The 16,088-nt window shown below is 51.2% G+C and carries 13 protein-coding genes; 8 read left to right on the top strand and 5 right to left on the bottom strand.

What is annotated here, in order from left to right:
• Window positions 1-56: 56 nt before the first annotated feature.
• The 3 genes from FH755_RS06485 to FH755_RS06475 all read right to left on the bottom strand — a co-directional run bounded on the left by FH755_RS06485 (window position 57) and on the right by FH755_RS06475 (window position 3,197).
• The gene (locus tag FH755_RS06485) at window positions 57-1,052 is read right to left on the bottom strand and encodes an L-histidine N(alpha)-methyltransferase (protein ID WP_292439787.1); all 996 of its coding nucleotides are present in this window, start codon (window positions 1,050-1,052) and stop codon (window positions 57-59) included.
• 14 nt (window positions 1,053-1,066) lie between these two features.
• Window positions 1,067-2,338: an ergothioneine biosynthesis protein EgtB gene (gene egtB / locus FH755_RS06480; RefSeq protein WP_292439785.1), complete on the bottom strand. Its 1,272-nt coding sequence runs from the start codon at window positions 2,336-2,338 to the stop codon at window positions 1,067-1,069.
• Window positions 2,339-2,573: 235 nt separating this feature from the next.
• Window positions 2,574-3,197, bottom strand: a complete 624-nt coding sequence (locus FH755_RS06475; protein ID WP_292439783.1) for an arylesterase — start codon at window positions 3,195-3,197, stop codon at window positions 2,574-2,576.
• Between the two features lie 26 nt (window positions 3,198-3,223).
• On the opposite strand from FH755_RS06475, the gene FH755_RS06470 reads away from it, so the two are divergent.
• Together FH755_RS06470 and FH755_RS06465 are read left to right on the top strand one after the other, a co-directional pair.
• Window positions 3,224-3,901: an ABC transporter ATP-binding protein gene (locus tag FH755_RS06470; protein ID WP_292439781.1), complete on the top strand. Its 678-nt coding sequence runs from the start codon at window positions 3,224-3,226 to the stop codon at window positions 3,899-3,901.
• Between the two features lie 2 nt (window positions 3,902-3,903).
• Window positions 3,904-6,363: an FtsX-like permease family protein gene (locus tag FH755_RS06465; protein WP_292439780.1), complete on the top strand. Its 2,460-nt coding sequence runs from the start codon at window positions 3,904-3,906 to the stop codon at window positions 6,361-6,363.
• A gap of 69 nt (window positions 6,364-6,432) precedes the next feature.
• On the opposite strand, the gene FH755_RS06460 is transcribed toward FH755_RS06465, so the two are convergent.
• The gene (locus tag FH755_RS06460; protein ID WP_292439779.1) at window positions 6,433-6,609 is read right to left on the bottom strand and encodes a hypothetical protein; all 177 of its coding nucleotides are present in this window, start codon (window positions 6,607-6,609) and stop codon (window positions 6,433-6,435) included.
• 178 nt (window positions 6,610-6,787) lie between these two features.
• Here FH755_RS06460 and FH755_RS06455 point away from each other — a divergent pair, with 178 nt between their 5' ends.
• From FH755_RS06455 to FH755_RS06435, 5 genes are all read left to right on the top strand, one after another.
• Complete coding sequence (locus FH755_RS06455) at window positions 6,788-7,405, top strand: DUF2238 domain-containing protein (protein WP_292439777.1); 618 nt, start codon at window positions 6,788-6,790, stop codon at window positions 7,403-7,405.
• Between the two features lie 98 nt (window positions 7,406-7,503).
• On the top strand, window positions 7,504-8,964 hold the full coding sequence (locus FH755_RS06450) for a sensor domain-containing diguanylate cyclase (protein WP_292439775.1): 1,461 nt from the start codon (window positions 7,504-7,506) through the stop codon (window positions 8,962-8,964).
• A gap of 161 nt (window positions 8,965-9,125) precedes the next feature.
• A complete protein-coding gene (locus tag FH755_RS06445) occupies window positions 9,126-11,504 on the top strand; it encodes a phosphoketolase (RefSeq protein WP_292439774.1) in 2,379 nt (792 codons plus the stop codon).
• A 4-nt stretch (window positions 11,505-11,508) separates the two neighbouring features.
• Window positions 11,509-12,714 carry an acetate kinase gene (locus FH755_RS06440; RefSeq protein ID WP_292439772.1) on the top strand — a complete coding sequence of 402 codons (1,206 nt, stop codon included), beginning with the start codon at window positions 11,509-11,511 and terminating at the stop codon, window positions 12,712-12,714.
• A gap of 123 nt (window positions 12,715-12,837) precedes the next feature.
• Window positions 12,838-13,581 (top strand): DUF4168 domain-containing protein, encoded by a 744-nt coding sequence (locus tag FH755_RS06435; protein ID WP_292439771.1) that lies wholly within the window; start codon window positions 12,838-12,840, stop codon window positions 13,579-13,581.
• Window positions 13,582-13,645: 64 nt separating this feature from the next.
• Here the strand turns inward: FH755_RS06435 and FH755_RS06430 are convergent, their stop codons facing one another.
• On the bottom strand, window positions 13,646-14,161 hold the full coding sequence (locus FH755_RS06430) for an ankyrin repeat domain-containing protein (protein WP_292439770.1): 516 nt from the start codon (window positions 14,159-14,161) through the stop codon (window positions 13,646-13,648).
• A 392-nt stretch (window positions 14,162-14,553) separates the two neighbouring features.
• Between FH755_RS06430 and FH755_RS06425 the strand changes: the two genes are divergently transcribed.
• On the top strand, window positions 14,554-16,002 hold the full coding sequence (locus FH755_RS06425) for a catalase (protein WP_292439768.1): 1,449 nt from the start codon (window positions 14,554-14,556) through the stop codon (window positions 16,000-16,002).
• The last annotated feature ends 86 nt before the right edge of the window (window positions 16,003-16,088 follow it).

Below are 16,088 nucleotides of genomic sequence, written 5' to 3'. Positions count from 1 at the left end.
TAAAAACGCTGTGCTGGTGGTTTGTAATGAGTCCCTCAGAATTTGTCCTTTCTCACTTACCCGTTCCTCAAGGTCACCTGCCACAGTGAGTCGATAAAACGATCCTGTTTATCACTGAAATTTTCAATGCGCTTGTAACCTGTTTGCTTACAGAGGGAGTCAATTTCAGCCGGCAGAAATTTAAAGGAATACTCCAGGTGCAAGGGCTCAAAGGCTTCAAACTCAAATTCCTGCTGCAAGGCCTCGATAAAGACTTTTTGTTCTCCAAGTGCCAGCAGATAACTCTCCATGGCGCCCAACTCGGGGTTGTAGACAGCATAATGCTGGAAACCTGACAGATCGAAATTGCCGCCCAGTTCGCGGTTGATCCGGGCCAGCAGGTTCAGGTTGAGATCACGGGTGTAGTTACTGGAGTCACTGTAGGCGTTAATGAGTTCATTGATGTTTTTTTTCAGATCAAAACCGATCAGCAGGTAATCGTCAGCGTTGAGACTGCTCCAGAGTCGACGTAAAAAGGCTTTGCTTTCAGTGTGGTTGAAATTGCCGATATTGGATCCCAGAAATAGCACCAGCTGGCGTTTCGATGTGCGTCCTTTAAGAAAGCGGAGTCCCTCAAAATAATCACCGATCAGGCCGTGAACACTGAGGTTGGGCCGCTCCAGAATGGTCTCACCGAGCATATCAATCGCTTTTTCGGAGATATCGATGGCGTGAAAGTTGACTTTCACTCCGGCCTCGAGAAAGCGGTTGATGACCAGTTCACTCTTATGACCGTCACCGGCACCGAGTTCGATAATATCAATCTCATCTTCGCCCAGCAGGGCGGGCAGATACGGGCTGTGGCTGTCGAGTATCTCGTACTCGGTGCGGGTGAGGTAATAATCCTCGTGCTGACTGATAGCCTGAAACAATTCACTGCCGGTGTCATCATAAAAATACTTGGCTGACAGGTATTTCGGATCACTGCTCAGTCCGGTGAAGACGTCGGCAGCAAACTGTTCCAGTTCCTGTTGATCGTCATTATTCACTTGCGCTAATTGCGATACATTCATCAGTCTTCCTTTGCTTAATGATGTTTGGCCAGCTTGATACCGGAGAACATCCATCGCTGTTCCGGTTGATAGAAATTCCGATAGCTGGCCCGATAATGACCGGCCGGGGTAGCAACACAGCCCCCACGCAAAACGAACTGATTACACATGAACTTGCCGTTATATTCGCCTAACATGCCAGAATAGGGCTGATATCCAGGATATGGAGAATAGTGACTGGCAGTCCAGTACCAGACCTGGTTAATGGCTTGCTCAGCACGATTGGGGTGGAGCAAAGCCGTTCTGGGCGATAACATTTCAGGCTGTTCTTCAAGCCAGAGTTCCAGTTCGGCTTCAACCGGCAGACGACAGCCCTTCCAGCGGGCAAACGCATCCGCTTCGAAGTAGCTGACATGCACGACGGGTTCATGCGCTGGCACGGGCTTAACACCATGCAAGGTGTACTGATGCCAGATTCCATCTTTCTTGAACCAGTAAAAAGGCGCGGTGATCTGATTATGCCGCACCCAGTCCCAGCCCTGACTTAACCAGAGTCCGGGGTTGCTATAGCCACCAGCGTCAATAAACTCGATGAATTCTCCGCAGCTGACCGTATTGTCTCGCAGGGAGAACCGATGCAGATACTGTTTATGACGAGGGGTCTCGTTATCATAGGCAAAGCTATCGCCTTCGTGACCGATCTCATAGATGCCCTCAGGAAATTCCGTCCAGTGCTCTGCCACCTCGGGGGCCGACCAGTGCGCTTCGGTGTAGGCAGGCATGGAAAGATTGGTCGCCAGAATGCGCTTGATATCCATCAGCAACAATTCCTGATGTTGCTGCTCGTGATTGAGACCCAGCTCCAGCACTTCCAGCATCTCACTGTTGCTGATTTCCTCATCGAGCAGATGCAGCAGACACTTATCCACGGTTCGTCGATAGTTGTAAATCTCGTCCACGGTTGGACGCGACAACTGACCCCGTTCACTTTGCAGCCAGTGCTCGCCGGCCGACTTGTAATAAGAGTTGAAAAGGCGGGAGTAATCCTCGCTGAAAACCTGATAACCCTGACTAAACTGCTTGAGAATGGCCTGTTCAAAAAACCAGGTGGTATGGGCCAGGTGCCATTTCGGTGGACTGACCTCGGCATGCGGTTGCACCACAAAATCTTCTGTCTGTAACGGCGCACAGAGAATCAGTGAATGATCACGCACCTGCTGATAACGCTCAGAGAGGGTATAAGCGCGGGAAAGACTGTGTTCTGCTCTCCCGGCATTGGTATTTAGTGCATCAGTTTGAATGTTCATGTCGTCCTTTATAGTTTTGCAGCTATTAGTTAACGATTTACGAACTTACTGAGTAAACAACCTATCACGGTTGCCCGGAACCGGAGCGATAACTGCCTCACAGAGATGAAGTTTCCAGTCACCCGGTCACTTTGAGCCAGAAAACAACCGTTATAGTCGAAGACAGCTTGGTTGGCAGGAGGTTCTATCTGTTTCGAAATTACCCGCCCTGCTCAGCGCTGAACTCATCCTCTGTTTATTCCGAGTTATCCAGCAAGGTTTGCAGTTGAGGATAAATATTCTGCAGCACCACCGGTTGGCCGTCTTTGTTGGGATGAAGGCCGTCGTCCTGCATCAGGCTCTTATTAAGGGCCACCCCTTTCAGCATAAAAGGCACATAGGCCAGTTGGTATTCTGCTGCCAGGTTCTTGTAGAGATTGAAAAACATCTCTGTATAACGTTTGCCGTAGTTCAGGGGGATCTGATTGCCAACCAGCAGCACTTTGGCATTAATTTGATGCGCTTGCTCAACCATGGTTTTCAGGTTCTGGGTGGTTTGCTGCAACGGATAGCCCCGCAGCGCATCATTTGCGCCTAATTCCAGAATCACCCAGCGGGGCTGATGCTCTGAAAGCAACTTATCGAAACGGGCCAGGCCGCCTTGTGTGGTCTCACCGCTGACACTGGCATTGATGACCTTAACCTCGGGGTGTGTTTCAGAAAGTTGATTCTCCAGTAAACTTACCCAACCGGCTTCTGGTCGCATGTTGTGGGCAGCGCTGAGACTGTCACCCATCACGAGCAATGTCGAGGCTGATGCCAGCTTGCTCAGGCACAGCCCAACAACCAGAAAAAGCCAGATTTGTCTTTTAAACAACATAAAACCCTTTTACAAAGTGAAACCACATGGCAGTTAAGACAGCAATAAAAGTAAAAAATTTAACCCATACTGTCACTGCCAACACCGGCGACTTAACGATATTGAAAAAAATCAATATGGAAATCAAGGAAGGTGAGTCGGTGGCGATTGTGGGTGCTTCCGGTTCGGGTAAATCAACATTACTCGGTCTGTTAGCCGGTCTTGATATCAATACTTCCGGCGAGATTTATCTTTATGACCACGCTTTTTCTGACATGGATGAAGAAGCGCGTGCGCTGTTGCGCGGGCAATATGTAGGCTTTATTTTCCAGTCTTTTCACCTGTTACCGAGCCTGCAGGCGATTGAAAACGTGATGTTACCCGCCGAATTAAAAGGCGATAAAAATGCCCGTCAGAAGGCAGAGGCTTTACTGGCGAAAGTCGGTCTGTCCGAGCGTCTGACCCATTATCCCAGCCAGCTTTCCGGCGGTGAGCAGCAACGTGTTGCGATTGCCCGGGCCTTTGCTTCCAGCCCCAGAATCCTGTTTGCCGACGAACCGACCGGGAACCTGGATGAAGGTAACGGCAGCATCATTATTGATCAGTTGTTTGAGCTTAATCGCTCCCAGGGAACGACATTGGTAATGGTCACGCATGACAATGAACTGGCCAAAAAATGTGATCGGCAGCTGGTGATGTCTGCCGGCCAGTTGCTGGAACACTGATTATGCAGTTTGCCATACGCTTACTGCTGAGAGACCTGCGAAGCGGCGATATTCTCACGCTGATTATCGCCCTGATTATTTCCGTCAGTACGGTCACCGCCATCAGCCTGTTTATCGACCGTTTACAGCTGTCTTTCGAAAAAGAGTCCGCCAGCCTGATGGCCGCAGATCGTCTGATTCGAAGCGATGACGCGATTCCTCAAATCTGGCGTGATAAAGCGCGTGAACTCTCGCTGCAACAGGCCGAAAACACCTCTTTCAGAACCATGATTTTCGCCGGGGAGGCTTTACAGCTCAGCCTCTTGAATGCCGTCACCGACACGTATCCACTGAGAGGCCAGTTTCTGGTCGACGACACCCTGTTCGGTGCTGGCAAAACCACCCGCCAACCGCCGCAGCCAGGCAAGATATGGCTGTCATCGCGGCTTGCCAGCCTGCTCAATGTGCAACTGGGTGAACAGGTCGAAGTCGGTGAGACCACTTTGACGGTCGCCGGCTATCTGGTCAGAGATCCCGGTTCCAGCAGTTCCGCCTTTGCAGTCTCACCCCGCGCAGTGATGAATATGGCGGATCTGGGTGCCACCGGGGTCATTATTCCAGGTAGCCGGGTGCGATACAGCCTGCTGCTGGCCGGTGAACAGGAAGCACTCGAGCAATACGAAAACTGGGTTAAACCCCAATTCAATGAAGGTCAGCGCTGGCGAACCCCGATACAAAAAGGCGAAAGAATCGGCGACACCATCGGCAAAGCGCAGTCGTTTTTATTACTGGCCGGGACTTTAGCGGTCATCCTCTCCGGCATCGCCATCGCTCTGGCTTCATCGCGGTTTGTGAAGCGGCATTTAATGCAGGTCGCGGTATTAAAAACCCTGGGCGCGACACCGGCGACGCTGATCAAAACTTTTTTGATTCAATTTTCACTACTGTTTGTGATCGGCGCTGTTATTGGGCTAGCGCTCGGCTGGCTGATTCAGGGATTGATTTCATCACTGTTGTCCGGGTTGATGTCGACAAGCTTACCCGAGCCTTCAGCGGCTCGTTTATGGTTAGGCATTGCAACCGGTTTGGTCTCTATGCTGGCCTTTTGCCTGCCGCTGATGCAGCGCCTGATAAAAATTTCGCCAATGACGGTGTTACAGCCCGCAATCAGGCTGGAACAGAACACCCTTATCATTTACAGCATCGGCTTTATCGGCATGTTCGGGCTGATGTGCCTCTACACACAGGGCTTTTTACTACCCACTATTATGACTCTGGCCATTGCCGGAATTGGCGCTTTGGTGTCTTTGCTTGGCTTTGGCGTGTTCCGACTGGGAAGGTCATTAACCTCGGGGGCTACCAGCGGCTGGCAGATTGGTCTGGCTTCGCTGTACCGGCGACTGATACCCAACTTGTTTCAACTGCTGGTGTTTACACTGATTATTATGCTGGGTCTGATTCTGGTGGGCGTCAAAACCAGTCTGGTGTCAGACTGGCAGCAACAGCTACCGGCCGATGCGCCCAATCACTATCTGTTCAATGTACAGACTGAGCAGATTGATCCCATCAATCAGATCATTGACGAACTGGGCGTCCCCCGCTCCGATTGGTACCCGATGGTCCGTGGCCGGGTTATTTCGGTCAATGGCACGACGATCCAGTCGCTTTATCCCGAAGGCCGGGGTGAACCCGAGCTTTATGAGCGTGAACTCAACCTCACCTGGTCAGACAGTATCGGCAAAGGCAATAAGCTGGTGGCCGGTGATTTTGATGCCGAGGGGCTATCTGTGGAACAGGCTGCTGCGTTGGAAGCTGATCTTAGCCTGGGGGATAAGCTGGAACTCAATATCGGCGGCAATGTGGTGACCTTGCCTATTACCTCGGTTCGCGAAGTTGACTGGGGCTCAATGCAGCCCAATTTTTACCTGATCCTGCCAAAAGAGATACTGCAGGACTATACCGCCAATTTTGTCAGCAGCGTCTATGTCAGTGACGCCAAAGCCCAGGCTTTCTATAATGAAATGGCGCAATTTCCGACCGTATCAATGCTCAATGTGGGCGAGTTGCTGAAACAAATACAAACCATCATCAGCCAGTTATCACAGGCCATACAACTGGTGCTGATTTGTATTCTGGCTGCAGGCGGGCTGGTGTTGCTGGCCAGTGTACGTGCCACTCTGGAAGAACGCCTCGAGGAAGGCGCATTACTACGGGTTTTGGGCGCCAGAAAAGCGCTGGTGCAGCAAGCACTTTTTATTGAGTTTGGTTCGCTTGGGCTGTTATCAGGTCTGATAGCTGCTGCCGGCGCAGAAGCTTGTCTGTATGGCTTACAGGTCTTTGTTTTTAATGCTCAGGCCAGCTGGCATCCCTTGCTTTGGGGACTGGGTCCTTTTATTGGCGTGGTGATTATCTGTGCCATTGGCCTATCCGCCAGCAGAACAGTATTAAAAGTACCGCCGATGCATTTATTGCGTGAGTTTTAATTACACAAAAAAGCCCCGGCATCATTGATGCCTGGGCTTATTGGTCAGACATTGGGTAAATAGCAGCGACTAGTCGCTGTCCCCTCTGTTTTTGACACCCTGATTACCCGGCAGGGTATTTGAATCCCTTGGCTCAGGCAGATTGGGATCGTTTTTCTTCTCTTCATGTGCAATGAGTTTCTTAAACACAAAGCCAATAACGATCAGCGCGGTAACAGCGATAATCGTGATGGTGGTTTTATCCATTCAAAAGTTCCTTCAATGATGTCAATGTAGATGAGACAGAGCCATTTGCCAGGCCCTCGTATCTTAGCAAAAATTGTCCTTAACCCCGCACAAATTCTGTTATCGTCGGAAAAAAAGGATTTCAAGTTATGGATTTAACCAGCCTCGCTGGACACTATTTGGAGGAATTCTGATCGTCATGAGATTTTCCAGAACTCAACTTGGCATCCTGATCTTCACTGTGCTGTACACAGTCGCTTTTGCTGTCTTTTATATTCATGAGCTGAATGCCGAGTTTATCGGCTATGTGGGAGTGATTGTGTTTATTTTCACCCTGCTCTACAGCACGCTTGATAAAACCCGAATCCCGACCTTTATCCTGGCCGGCCTGTCTTTGTGGGGACTGATGCATATGATGGGCGGCAGCATACAGACAGAAGATGGCGTGCTCTATGCCTGGCGGATGTATCCTTTTTTCGACGGCGGCGGCGAGCTTTATATTCTCAAGTTCGATCAGTTTGTTCATGGCTACCTGTATGCCGTGGTCGCTTTATTGTTTCTGCACCTGCTACGGAATTATTTTGGCAATCAGCACAGCCAGATACTGGTAGGCTTTATCTCGCTGGTCTCAGCGCTGGGTGTCGGCGCCCTTAATGAAATTATCGAATTTATCGCTGTGCTGACAGTGCCGGATGACGGCGTCGGTGGCTACTTTAATCTGGCTCTGGATATAGTATTTAATTTTGCCGGCGCACTGCTGGGAATTTCAGGCTACTATCTTTTTCTCGGTTTCCGCCGACCTTCAGCGGAACGCTGATCCAGCTCAATTTTTTACATCAGGAAAATTCTCAGTTTCACCGGCAATTGTTAAACTTAGGATAATTAAATAAAACGACCGCCCCTCAATAACTGCAGATGAACAATTCGGAACAATATCTCCCCGCAGATTCCCTGAAAGAATTCAGCGATGAAGCACTGGCTGAACTGCTTGAAACCAAACAAAAATATCAGGCCTTTCTGGAAGGTACCAATGTAGGCACCTGGGAATGGAATGTTCAGACCGGCGAGACCAAGTTCAATGACCGCTGGGCACAAATCCTCGGTTACAGTCTTGAGGAGTTAGCGCCCACCACTATCGACACCTGGCTTGAACTGGCTCATCCGGATGATCTGGAAAAATCCAATCAAGCACTGCAAGCCTGCTTTTCCGGCGAGGCCGAGTTTTATGATGTCGAATGCCGCATGCGCCACAGTGACGGCCATTGGATCTGGGTACTGGACCGGGGCAATGTGTTCAGCCGCAATGACGCTGGCGAACCGTTGATGATGTACGGCACTCATCTGGATATCAGTGAGCAGAAAAACCGCGAGGAAAAGCTACGCAAGAGTGAACAGGCCTTCAGCAACAGCTTTCAATATGCCGGTATCGGCATGGCCATTGTCGGCACTGATGGACACTGGCTGCAGGTCAATCGTGAACTCTGTCAAATCCTGGGCTACCCGGAAAATGAACTGCTGAAGCTGACATTTCAGGACATTACGCTCAGAGACGATCTGGAAAAGGATCTGTCACTGTTTGAAGAGGTGATTGCCGGTAAGCGCAATAACTACCAGATTGAAAAACGCTATCTGCACCGTGACGGCCATATCGTTTATGCCGTGCTCTCCGTCGCCGTGGTCAGAAGAGCAGATGGCTCGGTAGACAACTTTATTTCCCAAATCCTGGATATTTCCGATCTTCGTCTGGCTCAGGAGCAAATCACCGAGCTGTTGGAGAGAGCTGAACGGCAAAACCAGCTACTCAGAGACACCCAGATCAAACTGGAAGCCGCCAATGCCAGCCTGCTTGAGCAAAGCGTGACCGACCCGCTCACCGCGCTGGGTAACCGCCGCGTACTTAATACGGCGCTGGATAGGGAACTGCAACGCAGCAGACGCTCAGAGGACGGCAAGCTCTCAGTAATTATTCTGGATGTCGATTTTTTCAAAACCTACAACGACCGCTTTGGTCACCCTGAAGGCGACCGGGCGCTGAAAATGCTGGCGGATATTTTGTCCCGTGAATGCCGTGCCTACGATATTGTCACCCGCTTCGGCGGTGAGGAATTCGCCATCTTATTGCCCGATACGGATCGCAAAACGGCTTTCGAGGTGGCTGAACGAATACGCTCAACGGTGGAACAGGCCCAGTGGCCCAACCAGTTACTTACCATCAGTCTGGGGGTTTGCGGCTGGATGCAGGGCATGGAAGGCGAGGAACTGATCCGTTTTGCCGACAATGCCCTCTACCAGGCAAAAAATAAAGGCCGGAACTGCACGATAAGCTGGTTGCCGCGGAGAGAGGTGACGGATGAGAGAATAGCCAAGGCCTCCTGATCTTGTTATCAGCGGCTCTGGCAACAGATTAATCAGCCTCTGCTCTTGAAAAGCACCGCCAGATGATCAAGTCTGGTGTATGTCATTTAAATCTGCTGATTTAATCACTCTTACATCTTAAGCCGTTACAGTTTTCACATCATTGCTTGAGGACTGAATCAATGGGTGCTTTTCAAGATATACAACTCGATAAAACCACGCTGGAACAGATGCATGCCTACTGGCGTGCCTGTAATTACCTGGCTGCGGGAATGATTTATCTGCAGGATAATCCGCTGCTCCGGGCCAAACTGAAACCGACTCACATCAAAAACCGCTTGCTCGGTCACTGGGGTGCCAGTCCGGGTTTGAGTTTCACCTACATTCACATGAACCGGCTGATCAACAAGTTTGATCTCAATGCCATCTTCCTGGCCGGTCCCGGTCATGGCGCGCCCGGCGTACTGGCACCGGTCTATCTGGAAGGCACTTACTCCGAAATCTATCCCAATAAAGGTGAAGATGTTGACGGTATGCGCCGGTTCTTCAAATCCTTCTCTTTTCCGGGCGGAATAGGCAGTCACTGTACGCCGGAAACGCCGGGCTCGATTCACGAAGGCGGTGAGCTGGGATACAGCCTGTCCCATGCCTTCGGCGCCGCTTTCGATAATCCGGATCTGCTTGTCACGGTAATGGTCGGTGACGGCGAGGCGGAAACCGGGCCATTGGCGACTTCATGGCATTCCAATAAATTTCTGAACCCGGCCCGTGATGGCGCAGTCCTGCCGGTACTGCATCTCAACGGTTACAAGATTAATAACCCGACCATACTGTCGCGAATCTCGCATCAGGAACTGGAGGATCTGTTCAAAGGTTATGGCTGGACGCCCTATTTTGTTGAAGGCAGTGAGCCAATGGAGATGCATGCCAAGATGGCCTCGGCAATGGAGCAATGCCTCAATGACATCAAAGCCATTCAGGAGCAGGCCCGTTCCGGGGATAAAGTCGAGCGTCCGCGCTGGCCGATGATTGTGTTACGCAGTCCCAAGGGCTGGACCGGACCGGACTATGTCGATGGTCATAAAGTCGAGGGCTTCTGGCGTGCACATCAGGTCCCGCTGGCCGGGGTAAAAGACAATGCCCAGCATCTGAAACAGCTGGAGGACTGGCTGCTCAGCTATCGTCCGCATGAGCTGTTTGATGACGAAGGGCGTTTGATTCCTGAACTGAAGGCACTGGCCCCCAAAGGTCACAGACGCATGAGCGCCAATCCCCATGCCAATGGCGGCCTGGTGCGCAAGGATCTGAAAATGCCCGACTTTTATGATTATGCCCTCGAGATCAATTCGCCCGCCACAGAATCGGTCGAAAATACCCGCCCCCTGGGTCGCTTTCTGCGGGATATCATGACAAAGAACATGCACAACTTCCGCGTGTTCGGCCCCGATGAGAACACCTCGAATAAACTTGATGATGTCTACGACGCAAGCAAAAAACTGTGGATGGCCGATCTGCTGCCTGAAGATGAAGACGGCGGCCAGTTATCTCGCGATGGTCGGGTGCTGGAGATGTTGTCGGAGCATACGCTGGAAGGCTGGCTGGAAGGCTATCTGCTGACCGGTCGCCATGGCTTTTTATCCAGCTATGAAGCCTTTGTGCATGTCATTGATTCGATGTTCAACCAGCACGCCAAGTGGCTGGATATCTGCAATCAGATTGACTGGCGGGCGCCGCTGTCATCACTCAACCTGCTGATCACCAGCACGGTCTGGCGTCAGGATCACAATGGCTTTACTCATCAGGATCCGGGCTTTCTGGACCTGGTCGTAAACAAAAGTCCGAGTGTCTGCCGCATCTACCTGCCACCTGATGCCAACTGCCTGTTGTCAGTGGCGGATCACTGTCTGCGCGCTGATAACTACGTCAATGTCATCGTCGCCGATAAACAAAAACATCTGCAGTTTCTGAGCATGGATGAAGCGGTCAAACACTGCACCAAGGGGCTTGGTATCTGGGACTGGGCCAGCTCTGATCAGGGCCAGGAACCCGACGTGGTCATGGTTGGCTGTGGCGATATTCCAACCCAGGAGGCGCTGGCTGCGGTCGCTTTGTTGCATGAACACTTCCCGGATTTGAAAGTTCGCTTTATCAATGTGGTGGATTTGTTCAAATTACTGCCCGATACCGAGCATCCGCATGGTCTCACTGATAAAGACTTTGACAGCCTGTTTACCCGCGACAAGCCGGTCATTTTCAACTTCCATGGTTATCCCTGGCTGGTACATAGGCTGGCTTATCGCCGTAGCAACCATAAAAATATTCATGTCCGCGGTTACAAGGAAAAAGGCAATATCAACACACCGCTGGAGCTGGCGATCCAGAATGAAATCGACCGTTTCAGCCTGGCAATGGACGTGATTGATCGTGTCGACCGGCTGCAGAGCATTGGCGCCCATGCCAAGCAACAGCTCAAGGACGCGCAGATTGACTGTCGCCTGTATGCCTATGAATACGGAGTCGACAAACCTGAATACGCGGACTGGATCTGGCCGGGGGAATAAGCGCTTGAGCCATTATATTCTGGTGCTGAACTGCGGCAGTTCGTCGGTCAAATTCAAAATCATCGATCTGTCGACAGCTGCCACAGTACTGAGCGGCGCAATTACTGGCATTGGCGAAAAATCAGGTGAACACTCTCTCAAAGCCGCTTCAGATGAAACAGCAAACATGGAAAAAGATCCGTTTCCTGATTATGCCGCAGCATTCGATGCGGTGCGCCGCGACATTGATGCGCTACTGGAAACCTTTCCAGAATTGGTGATTGAGGCAATAGGTCACCGGGTAGTTCATGGTGGTGCAGGTTTTACTGAACCTGTTCAGTTGACAGCTGCAGTTGTCGAGGAAATAGCGGCACTTGAACATCTGGCCCCGCAACATCTGCCCGGCAACCTGATGGGAATCCGCTTGTGCATGAAACAGTTTTCCAATATTCCACAGGTGGCGGTATTCGACAGCGCCTTTCATCACAGCATGCCTGAATATGCCTATCGCTATCCGGTGCCGGAACGCTGGTTTAAAGAGTTTGGCATTCGTCGTTATGGCTTTCATGGCAGCTCGCATCAGTATGTGGCGAACAAGGCGGCTGAAATGCTGGCTAAACCAGTGGCTGAACTCAACCTGATTACCTTGCATCTCGGTAACGGCGACAGTGCCTGCGCTATCCGCAAGGGACAAAGCATAGATACTTCGATGGGCTTTACCCCGCTGGAGGGATTGATGATGGGCAGCCGCAGTGGCGATCTGGATGCCTCAGTACCGCTTTACCTGCAGCAAAAACATGGCTTTTCCGCCGATGAGATCGCTCGTCAACTGAACTTTGAGTCCGGTTTGCAGGCTATCTGTGGTTCGCATGATATGCGCGAGATTGTCAGCCGGGTGGAACAGTCAGATCCCGAGGCCACCCTGGCGCTGGAAATGTTTGTTTACCATGTCCGCAAATACATCGGGGCCTATCTGCTTGCCCTGGGGCAGGTGGACGCCCTGGTCTTTACCGGTGGCATCGGCGAACACGCCCCGCTTATCCGTGAACGTTGCTGTGAAGGGATCGACCAGCTCGGTATCGCGCTGGATCAGCAGAAAAACCTCAATATTGATGACGCAGCGGCCGATATCTCGGAAAAAAGCAGCCTAATAAGGGTGCTGGTTATCGCCACTGATGAAGAATTACAGATAGCGCAGGAAGTCAGTTCACTGCTGGGTTTGAATGGTTGAAGCCTTCGACGCCCCCCAACCGGACTCAGAAAAATGCTGAGGGTAAACTCACCAGAATAACCATTGTTCAGCGCTAACAGCTTTGTAGCATAGGACACGTGTTTCGAAATCAACGGAGGTTTTATGACTACCGCACTAAAAACGTTTTCCCTATTTGCTGCTGTAATCCTGGCATCTGCGACCACCACAATGGCTTATGCCAAAGATGACAAAGTCCTGGAATCCTACAAAGAGGGCCCATGGGTTGAAGTGGTCGAAACCAGCACGGTCACTGACGAGCAGCTGGAACGTTACGCGGAGTTACAAAAGGAAGTTTCAACCATCAACCAGAACTTCGCCAAGAAGATTGATGAGGTACCGAATAATGTGATGAAACAATCACTGATTCGTCAGGCCACCATCAGCCGTTACACGGTTATCACTGACAGTGGTTTTGATTACGATTTGTACGAAACCATTGACGTGGCCGTCAAGACTGACCCGGTCATGCGGGCCCGCGTCAATAACCTGGCTGATGTGGATGTGGGTGTCGATATGATCAAAGGCGTCGCTTATACGCCCAAAACCGAGCGTGAACCGGTACAGGCTGAAAAAGTCGACGCCGATTTTACCCAACAGAAACTGAAGCAATACGTCTCAGTTCAGGACGATATCAAAATGATTCGTTCTGACTATTCTGAGAAAATCGCCCGTGCCAACACGAGGGCAGAGGAGCGTGACCTGATGGTTGAGGCACATCGCAAGATTGCCGACGCCATTGAAGAGGCGGGTCTGTATCGTGAAGAGTACGCCAATATTTCACTCTCGATGCAACAGGACCCTGAGCTTCGCAGTCAGGTTCAGAAAATGATCAAGCAAAGCACTTAATCAGTGATGAGCTCAGGCCCGGGCCGGCAATGCCGGCCCGGGCATTTTTATGCCTGAAAACCTGTCAGCGCTGCAGTTTTTCCACACTGTCTTTGGCCCCCATCGCTTCGGCCAGCATCAACGCCGTTTTACCGTCTTCGGTAGCAGCATCCTTTTCGGCCCCTTTTGCCAGTAACAGCTCGATAATCGCCGTCTGATTAAACATCGCCGCAAACATCAGCGGTGTTTTGCCATCAGGCGTTCTGGCATTCACATCCGCGCCATATTCAATCAGTAACTCGGCAACCTCCGTATAACCTTTAAAGGCAACACCGGCGAGCGGTGTTTGCTGGCGGTCATTGGCCAGCTCCGGATCGGCCCCGTTGTCCAGCAGCAGTTTGCTCATGGCATACTGCCCGTTATACGTCGCCAGCATCAACAGGCTGTCGCCATTGCCATTACGCAGGTTGGCAGGCAGTCCCATGGCCAGCGGCTGTTCCAGCTCGGCAGTGCGGCCAGATCGAACCAGTTCAAACACCTGTTGCGCCAGTTCATAGGTCTGCTCATCCATCTCTGTGGCTTTTTGGTTATCTTCGCTCATCATGACTCCTTTATATGACCTGCTGATACTGACCTCATCATCGTTCGCTTTGCGTCAATCGCGTTCAAAATGACAGCGACCGATATCGAGCCGGATCAATGCGCTGTCGGCATTTTGGCAATAACTCAGAAAAATCCTGATTTTTTGGCGGTAAATTTCTATAGGATCCAATGACCCTTTTAAAGTAGGGTAAACCAGTAACAACAAGCAACAATGATTCATTTCAATGGCTTTGTAAGCACAGAGGCTGAGTCAGCTTGATGTAACAACCTGATGTCATCGCCCTTGCTTTGATATCCACGCTCTTAGTCTTAGCAAAGCATTGCTTATGAAGCTGCCTGCCAGGAAAGCACATCCCTGTCAGTTCAAGGATTTTTGAGAGGAGGCAACGAATGAGCAAGCACAATAAACCCACCACCACCGATGCCGGTATCCCGGTGAACAGCGATCAACATTCCCTGTCTGTTGGTCCTGACGGTCCTATTCTATTGCATGACCACTACCTGATTGAACAGATGGCCCAGTTCAACCGTGAGCGGATTCCGGAACGCCAGCCGCATGCGAAAGGGGGTGGCGCTTTCGGTCACTTTGAAGTCACCAATGATGTCAGCCAGTACACCAAGGCAGCCGTGTTCCAGCCCGGTATCAAAACAGAAGTATTGATCCGCTTCTCCACCGTGGCCGGTGAACGTGGCAGCCCTGATACCTGGCGCGACCCACGTGGTTTTGCAGTCAAGTTCTACACCAGCGAAGGTAACTATGATCTGGTCGGGAACAACACACCGATCTTCTTTATTCGCGATCCGCTCAAATTTCAGCACTTTATTCGCTCACAGAAACGTCGTGCCGATACCAATCTACGCGATCATGATATGCAGTGGGATTTCTGGACGCTGTCACCGGAGTCGGCTCATCAGGTCACCTGGCTGATGGGCGATCGCGGCATTCCCAAAAGCTGGCGTCATATGAACGGGTACGGCAGCCATACCTATCTGTGGGTCAATGCCGAAGGCGAAAAATTCTGGGTGAAATATCACTTTAAAACCGATCAGGGTATCGATTTTCTGACTCAGGAAGACGCCGACAGACTGGCCGGTGAAGACGGCGATTACCATACCCGCGATCTGTATCAGTCGATTGAGAAAGGTGATCATCCAAGCTGGACGCTGAAAATGCAGATCATGCCGATGGCCGATGCGGAAAATTATCGGTTCAATCCTTTTGACCTGACCAAGGTCTGGTCACACAAGGATTATCCGCTGATTGAAGTGGGTAAGCTGACCCTGACCCGCAACCCGACTGATTATCATACCGAGATTGAACAGGCTGCTTTTGAGCCCAACAACATGGTCCCCGGCATCGGTGCCAGTCCCGATAAAATGCTGCTGGGTAGAATGTTTGCCTATGCTGATGCCCACCGGGCCAGACTCGGTGTCAATTACAAACAGATCCCGGTTAATCGCCCTAAAGTCGAGGTCAACAGCTACAGCAAGGATGGCGCGATGCGGGTTCAGAATGTCACCGATCCGGTCTATGCACCCAATTCCAAGGGTGGACCTCATGCCGATTCGGAGCGTTACCCGGAAGACACCACCTGGCCGATTGACGGCCAGATGATGCGCCAGCCCTATACGCTGCACCCGGAAGATGATGATTTCAGTCAACCACGCACGCTCTTACGCGAAGTCATGGATGATGCAGCCCGGGATCGCTTTGTCTCCAATGTGGCCGGGCATTTATCCGATGGTGTATCCGACGCAGTCCTGGAGCGGGCTTTTGAATACTGGCGTCATGTCGATCAGGAAATTGGGGATCGCATCGCTCAAAAAGTCAAAGGCTGATCCCGTTCAGCATGGATTTCAGAGGGCCGCCCACCGGGCGGTCTTCTGTTTTGTGGCTTAATCATCGGTTAAATCGATGTCCTGTT

It is taken from the genome of Methylophaga sp., from assembly GCF_009711715.1.
GTDB lineage: Bacteria > Pseudomonadota > Gammaproteobacteria > Nitrosococcales > Methylophagaceae > Methylophaga.
Note: the sequence above shows the minus strand (reverse complement) of the source record. Positions and strands in the feature narration are given on the sequence as shown.

Excerpts from the sequence above, each read along its gene's own strand:
- FH755_RS06425 (WP_292439768.1), top strand. The coding sequence starts at position 14,554 with ATGAGCAAGCACAATAAACCCACCACCACCGATGCCGGTATCCCGGTG.
- FH755_RS06460 (WP_292439779.1), bottom strand. The coding sequence starts at position 6,609 with ATGGATAAAACCACCATCACGATTATCGCTGTTACCGCGCTGATCGTT.
- FH755_RS06455 (WP_292439777.1), top strand. The coding sequence starts at position 6,788 with ATGAGATTTTCCAGAACTCAACTTGGCATCCTGATCTTCACTGTGCTG.
- FH755_RS06485 (WP_292439787.1), bottom strand. The coding sequence starts at position 1,052 with ATGAATGTATCGCAATTAGCGCAAGTGAATAATGACGATCAACAGGAA.
- FH755_RS06435 (WP_292439771.1), top strand. The coding sequence starts at position 12,838 with ATGACTACCGCACTAAAAACGTTTTCCCTATTTGCTGCTGTAATCCTG.
- FH755_RS06475 (WP_292439783.1), bottom strand. The coding sequence starts at position 3,197 with ATGTTGTTTAAAAGACAAATCTGGCTTTTTCTGGTTGTTGGGCTGTGC.
- FH755_RS06445 (WP_292439774.1), top strand. The coding sequence starts at position 9,126 with ATGGGTGCTTTTCAAGATATACAACTCGATAAAACCACGCTGGAACAG.
- FH755_RS06430 (WP_292439770.1), bottom strand. The coding sequence starts at position 14,161 with ATGAGCGAAGATAACCAAAAAGCCACAGAGATGGATGAGCAGACCTAT.
- FH755_RS06450 (WP_292439775.1), top strand. The coding sequence starts at position 7,504 with ATGAACAATTCGGAACAATATCTCCCCGCAGATTCCCTGAAAGAATTC.
- FH755_RS06465 (WP_292439780.1), top strand. The coding sequence starts at position 3,904 with ATGCAGTTTGCCATACGCTTACTGCTGAGAGACCTGCGAAGCGGCGAT.
- egtB (WP_292439785.1), bottom strand. The coding sequence starts at position 2,338 with ATGAACATTCAAACTGATGCACTAAATACCAATGCCGGGAGAGCAGAA.
- FH755_RS06470 (WP_292439781.1), top strand. The coding sequence starts at position 3,224 with ATGGCAGTTAAGACAGCAATAAAAGTAAAAAATTTAACCCATACTGTC.